General features: G+C 59.7%; 4 protein-coding genes and 1 pseudogene. 3 read left to right on the top strand and 2 right to left on the bottom strand.

Going from position 1 to position 7,503, the window contains the following annotated elements:
* Together AC3WMV_RS27505 and AC3WMV_RS27500 are read right to left on the bottom strand one after the other, a co-directional pair.
* Positions 1-2,765, bottom strand: a pseudogene (locus tag AC3WMV_RS27505) (hypothetical protein); the annotation flags it as partial.
* 352 nt (positions 2,766-3,117) lie between these two features.
* The gene (locus tag AC3WMV_RS27500) at positions 3,118-3,885 is read right to left on the bottom strand and encodes a helix-turn-helix transcriptional regulator (RefSeq protein ID WP_103367453.1); all 768 of its coding nucleotides are present in this window, start codon (positions 3,883-3,885) and stop codon (positions 3,118-3,120) included.
* Between the two features lie 570 nt (positions 3,886-4,455).
* On the opposite strand from AC3WMV_RS27500, the gene ycaC reads away from it, so the two are divergent.
* The 3 genes from ycaC (at position 4,456) to AC3WMV_RS27485 (ending at position 7,494) form a co-directional block, all read left to right on the top strand.
* Positions 4,456-5,088, top strand: coding sequence for an isochorismate family cysteine hydrolase YcaC (gene ycaC / locus AC3WMV_RS27495; protein WP_007966399.1), 633 nt, complete (start codon positions 4,456-4,458; stop codon positions 5,086-5,088).
* A gap of 202 nt (positions 5,089-5,290) precedes the next feature.
* Positions 5,291-6,226: a Gfo/Idh/MocA family protein gene (locus tag AC3WMV_RS27490; RefSeq protein ID WP_103367452.1), complete on the top strand. Its 936-nt coding sequence runs from the start codon at positions 5,291-5,293 to the stop codon at positions 6,224-6,226.
* A gap of 215 nt (positions 6,227-6,441) precedes the next feature.
* The gene (locus AC3WMV_RS27485) at positions 6,442-7,494 is read left to right on the top strand and encodes an isopenicillin N synthase family dioxygenase (RefSeq protein ID WP_103367451.1); all 1,053 of its coding nucleotides are present in this window, start codon (positions 6,442-6,444) and stop codon (positions 7,492-7,494) included.
* The last annotated feature ends 9 nt before the right edge of the window (positions 7,495-7,503 follow it).

Genomic DNA, 7,503 nt, shown 5'->3' with positions numbered 1-7,503 from the left:
CCGGTCGTCAGGTTAACCGTCGCTTCACCTTTGACGGTGGTGCCGTCCTTGATCTGGACTTTCTGACCTTTGGCCCCACCCCCTGACAACGTGATCTGGGTATCAACGGTGAATCCGCCTTTGGCAATCTCATTCCCTTTGGAGTCTTCCACTAGGGTAATTTCTGGGCGCACATCCTCAATCGCTTTGATCGTATAAGTGCGCACCGGAAACTCCACCGCCTCACTCTCCACAGTGCTCTGACCAAGCGCCGCTTTAAACACCAATTCCAGATCGCTGCCATCCTGCAGAGCGTTGAGCTCATCGGCTGGAAGCGGAGCAGTGAAGAACCGGTCAGCAATCCAGTCGGGGTTGGTGAAGGCCGTCGGCGCGCTCCAGATCTCGCGTGTGTAGGCGCTGCCGTCGGCATTGGTCCCGCACAGGCGCAACCAGACGTATTGGTTGAGGGCGATCAGCGGCCAGTCGCCCATGCGTACGGAAGCTTGGGTCAGGTTGCCGGTATGCAGTTCCGGGCCGGCGCCATCGTTGTCGGCCTGCTCGATGGTGGGGCTGGTCAGCGCGCTCTGCGGCATTGCTTGCACCGTCAGGTCAAATACCCGGGACGGTGTTGGATGACCATCAATGATGACGACGTAGGAGACTTTTACCCGCTTACCCAGATTGAACGCCACCACGCTGTTGGGGATCGCAAACTCAAGCCCTTCGCTTACCGCACGCGGCGCTGAGGTGTGCGACCCGCCGGCCGGCGTGCCGTCAGCGCCAGTCCAGGTGACGCTGATTGCATGGTTTGGCAGCAACGCGCTGTTGTCCGGCACCACGATGGTCAAGGTGTCCCTGACCAGCAGCGGGTTGAGTGCGCTGTCGCCGTTGTTCTCCTTGATCCAGGGGGCGAGCAGTTCCAGCGCGACGCCCACGGTGAACACCAATGGATTCGAAAGGCTGGTCTCATCTGTGGCATGCCGCCAGAGCTGGTAGCGGACGGTGATCTTGCTGCCGCGGTTCGGTTCGATGTGTTGGGCGACGAAGGCGGCGTCCAGGTTGATGACCCAGTCTTGTTGGGCGGTGACGGCATTGAATGTGCGGGACCCGGGTTCCTCGCCGGAGATGTCGCCCACCCACTTCCAGGTGGCCTCGTCGTTGGCTACCCATGGCTTCACCACAGGCCTGGGGATGGTCAGTCTACTGGTACCGCCGGGCAGTGTGGCCGGGTCGAGGAAGCCGTTCTGCACCCCGAGGACAATGGGTGCGTCCAGCTCGAATTTCGGTTCACCCACATTGAGCAATTTCGTGTGCAGCGATTCCCGTCTGAGGATCTCGTCGCCCTCGGCTATCAGCAGGTCGTACCACCCCTTCAGGGTTCCGCCGTCAAGGAGCTTGAGGTTGTAGTCATCGACGGTGATGACAAAACCTTCGGGATTTTCGACTTCATCCTCCTCCGGAATGTGCCACTTCAACTCAGGCAGGAAGGTGCTGCCGTCCGGACGTTTACCCAACAGGAACAGCTCAATGCCCATGCCGTACTCGATGGCCGGATCGAACGGAATGCGGACGTTGATTTGAGTTTCGGAGGGATCGATGAATTCTCCCTCGGCTTCTTCGATGATCGGTGCGGCCAGGCGGTGGGCTGCGCCGGTGACTTGTACAAACTGCCTTTTTGAGCGTAACGGGTCACTGCTGCCGCTGCGTTCCAGCCGATAGAAGAAACTGACCTGGGTATTGACCAGTTTGCGCACGTCGGCAATGGGCAGCTTGAACTCGTAGTTATGCGGGATGTTGTCGACGGTCTGGGGCAGGGCGGTGACTTCGACTTTTTCGCCCTCCAGGGTGGTGCCGAGCATGGTCAAGTGAATGATGTCATTCATCTCGAAGTCTGGTCGGTCGGCCGTGACATGCACCGTGATGTCGTTGTCGCCCTGTTTATCGACGTCGAGCTTGTTGTTGACGGCCTCCTGAACAATCGGTGCGGCCAGCAGGTCGATGCCGGTGGTGACGACGATGCGGGTTTCCTTGCACCAGTCTTCCGATTCATTGCCGACGATGTCGCGCACCTTGAAGGTGACCGCCAGACCGGAGAGGTCGGTGTCACCAGCCCGTTCAATAGTGGCTTTGGAGACCGTGATCAATATCGGGTTTGCCGCTGGATCGTCGATCTGCGCCTGGGTCACCGGTGTGGAATACTCAAAAAAGCCACCCCAACTGAGATGAATGACGTCGTCCTTCGCGATGTCAGGGTAAGGCAAGCCGCTGCCGGACTCGGACCTGATGACAATCGGCACTCCCGCTTCGGCAACGTCTTTGTCCACCCCGCCGTTGACGATTTCCGGGGGAATGTACATGTACAGGTTGGAGTGACCAGGGCCCGGGTCGATGTCCTGGCCACCGGGGAGTTCCAGTTTGACGAAGAGGTTGAGGGGCTTGTCCGGACGCTCTTCTTTTTGATTGGGCTGTTTGATTTCGTAGGTGAGTTCGTAAGAACCGGTCTGCAGATGACGGGGAGCCACCCACAAGAGGGTCGGTTGCTTGAGCTCGGCCTCGTCAATGATGGGACGTCCGTCGACCTCACGGCCATTGAGCAGCAGCTTGACGGAATCTCCGACATCCTTGCTGGCCCAGACGGGGATGACGACCAGCAGTCCGAGGTCGGGAAAAGTGAACACCGCCGCCCGGTTGATCCCCCACTGACCGGAAGGCAGGAGGCGCCCGGGGACTAGCGGGTCCAGCAGTGAATGGGGGGCAGAGATTTTCATCCTGGGCTGAACGAGCATGGTCGGAACTCCAAGCGAACTGTCGGGAGACAAAGGGCATGGAGTTATTCAGCGCTGAAGATGACGGCTCTGGCTACTGTCAGAAATTACAGGTACGAGGCCTTTTCGGATGAGCGGTAAGGCGCGGCGCGACGGATAAAAAGACGTTTCCCGGCATCCCTTGGCACCTTCTGTGCCCGTCGCGGACAGTACCTGCTGGACTTGAATGAGAGGGTTGCCAGCCGTACCGGCCTCTTCGCGAGCAAGCCCGCTCCCACAGTTTTAACCGGGTGTTGCTGTAACCATCGGCTCAGCGCATTTCGATGTGGGCGCGGGCTTGCTCGCAGCGGCAGTTCCTGCAGATCGGGCACTATCAAGCGGCGTGGGGTGAGCCGGGCAGGGTGGCGGTATGTTCAGGCGAATACATCCAGCGCATCAACGAATGCCGGCCGCTGATCCCCAGCTTGATCGCGGCGCGCTTGAGGTAGCTTTCCACCGTGTTGACCTTCAGTTGCAACTGTTCGGCCAGTTCCGGCGCGGTACGCCCGGCGAGCAGGCCGATGCACACTTCGGTTTCGCGATTGGACAGCCTCAGGCCCAGTTGCTGCAAACGCTCGTTGAAGCGCAGCCGCAGGTTTTCCAGGCCCTGTTGCGCGCCGTCAGCGCCGGGCGACGGATCTTCTGTGTTGGTCTGCTGGGGTTGCAGGGCGTGAATGTGTTTTTCCACCATCGGCAACAGCACCGGAGATATGTCCTGCAACAAACTCTGCTCCTGAGCCGAGAATCGTTGCGACTGGTCGTTGCGATACACCGAAATCACGTAGCGGTAGCCGTCCTTGCGCCGGGTCAGGTGTAGCTGCGAGGCGTCGGCGCTGGCCGCGTCTGGCGTGTCTATCGGCTCGCTCGAGCGTGCGGCAATCTGTTCGCAGAATACCGTTTCAGCCTGCTGGGCCGAGTCTTGGCCGGTTTCCGGTAGGTTGCGATGGGCGGGGCGGCCCACCGGCTCGACGCGCATCTGGCGAATGTGTGTGGCGTCGACCGCCAGTTGTGTCTGGATCAGGTCATGCAGCATCCGCGGAAAGTGCCGGCTGCCGGTGCTCGCAATGACTTTACCGATGTGGGGAAACAGGTGTGAATTCATAAACATCATCCATGAGTTGCAGGTGAAACAGTCCCATTTCTGACCTGCGTCGAGCATGTTCCCTGGTCGGCGCAAATGTCAGGATGTGGATCCTATCCTAGTACAACGTTTGAAAGACGGTTTAATGAAGGTGTTATTAGCTCATAACTTCATCCACAGGATTGTGAGGTGAACCCAGGAATGGCGGCCTGTCGAGATCATTGTGGGAGCGGGCTTGCTCGCGAAAGCGGTGCGTCAGTCATTTGAGATGTTGCCTGGAATGAACCCTTCGCGGGCAAGCCCGCTCCCACAGGGTTATGGGGCACCGCCTACCCGCAAGGCCTCAACTTGATTGGCGCAACGGTGGAGAGGGTCCTGAACCGGGCACCGTACAGTTTGATGATCGCCAAACCAATTCTCCAGCCGCATTGAGTCGGAGGCTGGCAAGCCTGTGTTGTGTCGCCAGGATTGTCCGTTATGAGTTGACAGTGAAACGCTTTTCAACCGATTTATCGGTTTCGGTTGTGTCAGTAATCTGTGCCCATGTTCAACGCAACGCCCACTACCTCAACCAAGAAAAGGGATTCAAACATGAGCACTGCAACCTACAACCGCCTGAACAAAGACGACGCCGTAGTCCTGCTGGTCGACCACCAGACCGGTCTGATTTCTCTGGTTCAGGACTTCTCGCCGAACGAGTTCAAGAACAACGTCCTGGCGCTGGCCGACCTGGCAAAATTCTTCAACCTGCCGACCATCCTCACCACCAGTTTCGAACAAGGCCCCAACGGCCCACTGGTTCCGGAACTGAAAGAAATGTTCCCCGATGCGCCGTACATCGCCCGCCCAGGCCAGATCAACGCCTGGGACAACGAAGACTTCGTCAAGGCGATCAAGGCCACCGGCCGCAAGCAGATCATCATCGCCGGTGTCGTGACCGACGTCTGCGTCGCATTCCCGACTCTGTCGGCACTGGCCGAAGGCTTCGATGTGTTCGTCGTCACCGACGCCTCCGGCACCTTCAACACCACCGTCCAGCAAGCCGCCTGGAGCCGCATGACCCAGGCCGGCGCACAAATGATGAACTGGTTCTCGGTCGCCTGTGAGCTGCACCGCGACTGGCGCAACGACATCGAAGGGCTGGGCAATCTGCTGTCGCAGCGGATTCCGAACTACCGGAACCTGATGAACAGTTACTCGGCATTGACCGCGCAGCAAAAGTGACTGCAGCGTTGTGAACGTGAAAGCCTGCCCTGAAAAGCAGGCTTTCTTTGTTTGCGCCGCGGCATCAACGTTACTACCCGGCGCGATGAACCGAGCGCTGGCTTCTGCGGTTTTTTTGATCAGACTCAGCTGGGTTTTCCCTGACGTTTACGGCTAATCTGCGCACTCGCTGACGACAACAAGACAAAAACAGGAGTCACTGATGCAACCGATCCGTCTCGGTCTGGTGGGCTACGGCAAGATTGCCCAGGATCAACATGTTCCGGCGATCAACGCCAATCCCGGATTTCGTCTGGTGGCGGTCGCCACGCAAGGTGCACCCTGTGCCGGGGTGGAGAACTTTCACTCGTTGAGCGAGTTGCTGGAGAACGGCCCCGAGGTGGATGCGATCGCGTTTTGTACGCCGCCGCAAGGTCGATTCGCTCTGGTACAGCAGGCGCTGGCCGCCGGCAAACATGTGTTGGTGGAAAAACCGCCGTGCGCCACGCTGGGCGAGGCGATGACCCTGGTCAGTCAAGCGCAGCAGCAGGGTGTCAGTGCGTTGTTCGCCTGGCATTCGCGCTACGCCCCCGGTATCGAAGCCGCCCGCGACTGGCTCGCCGGCCGCACGCTGCAAAGCGTGCAGATCGACTGGAAGGAAGACGTGCGCAAGTGGCATCCCGGGCAGACGTGGATCTGGCAACCCGGTGGTCTGGGCGTTTTCGATCCGGGCATCAATGCCCTATCGATAGTCACCCGTTTGCTGGCGCAGCCATTGTTTGTCGAAGCCGCCGAACTGCGCGTACCGGAAAACTGCCAGTCGCCGATTGCCGCGTCGATCAAGATGTCCGACGCGAACCGACTCGACGTGCAGGCCGAGTTCGATTTCGACCACGGTCACGACGAACTCTGGAGCATCGAGATGCGCTGCGCCGAAGGGGTGCTGCGTCTGGACAACGGCGGGGCGCTGCTGAGCATCGACGGCGTGCGCCAAGTGGTGTCGGAAGAGGGCGAGTACACCGCGGTGTATCGACACTTCCGGCAACTGATTGGCGATCGGGCCAGCGACGTCGATCTGCAGCCACTGCGGCTGGTGGCTGACAGTTTCTTTGTCGGCAGTCGGGTGGCGGTCGAACCGTTTTATGACCCGGCACGTTGATCAGTTGAAGCGGGAGAGCTGTCGCGTGATGACAGCGAACTTGAGCGTCAGGCCTAAGCTAATGCAAAAAGGGTATTTGTTCGTGGTTTTTAAGATCGTTTAGTTTTGTCTCACGACGAATCAAACGCATCAAACCGATAGACCCCCGATTGCCATGACGGCACACGCTGAATCGATCAAAGGCTCTTCAGGTTTGGTTCACACGGGAGTGAATCATGCCGCATACCCTCGATATCACCACGCTGCCGACGCTGGACCTTTCGTTGTTCGAAGGCACCGCGCAGCAGCGTTATGAATTTCTTGAAAACCTGCGTCACGCCGCGCGTGACGTCGGCTTTTTCTATCTCACCGGCCATGGCATCGACAGCCACCTGCTCAAGCAGGTGCAGGATCACGCCCGGCAGTTCTTCGCTTTGTCCGAGCACGAAAAAAACGCCGTCGGCATGATCAATTCGCCGCATTTTCGCGGGTACAACCGTGCCGCTTCCGAGATCACCCGTGGTCAACCCGACTGGCGTGAGCAGTTCGATCTCGGCGCCGAGCGCGAAGCGTTGCCGCTGGACGCGGACAGTCCGTTGTGGGCTCGGTTGCAGGGACCCAACCAATGGCCGGCGGCGCTGCCAGAACTGAAACCGCTGCTGCTCGAATGGCAACAGGCGATGACGCGCATGGCGTTGCGTCTGCTGCGTGCCTTTGCCCAGGCGCTGTCGCTGCGGGCGGACGCGTTCGATCAGTTGTACGGCGACAAGCCCAACGAACACATCAAGTTGATGCGCTATCCAGGCCAGGCCGCCAGCGCGAGCCAGCAGGGCGTCGGCGCGCACAAGGATTCCGGGTTCCTGAGCTTTCTCCTGCAAGATCAGCAGGCCGGTCTGCAAGTGGAGGTCGAGGAAGGGCGCTGGATCGATGCGCTGCCCCGCGACAACACGCTGGTGGTGAACATCGGTGAACTGCTGGAGCTGGCCACCAACGGTTATCTGCGCGCCACGGTGCATCGGGTGGTGTCGCCGCCCGCAGGCAGCGAACGCTTGTCCATCGCCTTCTTCCTCGGCGCGCAACTCGATGCCGTGGTGCCGCTGTATCCGTTGCCCACCGCGCTGTTGCGCGAAGCGCGTGGCCCGGCGAGTGATCCGCTCAATCCGTTGTTTCGCGATGTCGGCTGGAACTACCTCAAGGGTCGGTTGCGTTCGCACCCCGACGTCGCCCGGCGCTTCTATGCCGACGCGCTGATGCCCGCCGCACCGGCTCGTAAAACCGCCAACGCCTGATTCATCACT

The organism is Pseudomonas sp. FW305-3-2-15-E-TSA4, assembly GCF_058787295.1.
This window is presented reverse-complemented; position numbering and strand designations above follow the sequence as displayed.

What these genes read in the sequence shown, in the direction of transcription:
- AC3WMV_RS27490 (WP_103367452.1), top strand. Translation starts at nt 5,291, where the DNA reads ATGCAACCGATCCGTCTCGGTCTGGTGGGCTACGGCAAGATTGCCCAG.
- AC3WMV_RS27485 (WP_103367451.1), top strand. Translation starts at nt 6,442, where the DNA reads ATGCCGCATACCCTCGATATCACCACGCTGCCGACGCTGGACCTTTCG.
- ycaC (WP_007966399.1), top strand. Translation starts at nt 4,456, where the DNA reads ATGAGCACTGCAACCTACAACCGCCTGAACAAAGACGACGCCGTAGTC.
- AC3WMV_RS27500 (WP_103367453.1), bottom strand. Translation starts at nt 3,885, where the DNA reads ATGAATTCACACCTGTTTCCCCACATCGGTAAAGTCATTGCGAGCACC.